2 protein-coding genes are annotated in these 473 nt (G+C 41.2%); both read right to left on the reverse strand.

What is annotated here, in order from left to right:
* The coding region (locus tag KH893_RS11885; RefSeq protein WP_281166288.1) for a PTS sugar transporter subunit IIC at positions 1–166 on the reverse strand (166 nt) is incomplete at its 3' end.
* A 21-nt stretch (positions 167–187) separates the two neighbouring features.
* The coding region (locus KH893_RS11890; protein WP_281166287.1) for a PTS sugar transporter subunit IIB at positions 188–473 on the reverse strand (286 nt) is incomplete at its 5' end.

Here is a 473-nt window from a genome sequence, read left to right on the forward strand (position 1 = left end):
CTCCAATAATCAATCCCTTGGACATATCTCCCATAACAACACCTGTTATCAAGCCGGCCCAAACCGGCTGGGCCAATGAAGAAATAAAAGTCAGATCATCAATAATCTGATACATAGAATAAAAAGTCAATATAATCACTTGCCAAAGCAAGATGTTCCCGCTCATAATTTCATCCCCTCTTTTTTATCAAATTGAACCGAACTTCTTTAATAACTGCATCAAATCGACTGCCGGATCGCTTGGCACCATCTGCACCGTCATTTTGAGTCCTTTTTCATGTAAAGCATTAAATGCATCGATGTCGGCTTGAACGATATTAATCGATTTGGTCAACGGTCTAGTTCCACTAGCTTGAGACATATTGCCAACATTAACCTCATTAATCTCGACGCCGCCATCGATCATGTCCAGCAAAACTTTGGGCCTGCGAGCTAAAATAAAAACCCTTTGGCTGTCGTAACGACCATTAACG

Origin of the sequence: Liquorilactobacillus sicerae, assembly GCF_029916425.1 — a bacterium.
GTDB lineage: Bacteria > Bacillota > Bacilli > Lactobacillales > Lactobacillaceae > Liquorilactobacillus > Liquorilactobacillus sicerae.